General features: G+C 68.5%; 1 pseudogene. It reads right to left on the bottom strand.

Annotation, left to right across the window (positions count from 1 at the left end):
• Positions 1–251 (bottom strand): annotated as a pseudogene (locus tag AC0IXR_RS25115) (dehydrogenase); the annotation flags it as partial.

The following is a 251-nucleotide window of genomic DNA, read 5'->3' as shown; positions in this document are numbered from 1 at the left end:
TCGCCGAAGTCGCGCTCGCGCATCCGGCACAGGGCCGCGCCGTAGACCTTCGAATTGCCGCCGCCATAATAATGCAGCGCCGGGCTGAACGTCCGACCGTCGCCGCCGTACCACGTCTCCGTCGCCTGGTAGGCGCCGTCGACGAACACGGTCTTGGACGACCAGTTGTCCTGCGATCGCGGCAGGTCGTCGCCGCGCTCCAGGAGCAGAATGCGCTTGCCGGACTCCGCCAGCCGTGCGGTGAGCGAACC

It is taken from the genome of Methylobacterium sp. AC832, from assembly GCF_979256025.1.
The sequence above is the reverse complement of the archived record's forward strand: the minus strand, read 5'-3'. Positions and strand labels throughout refer to the sequence as shown.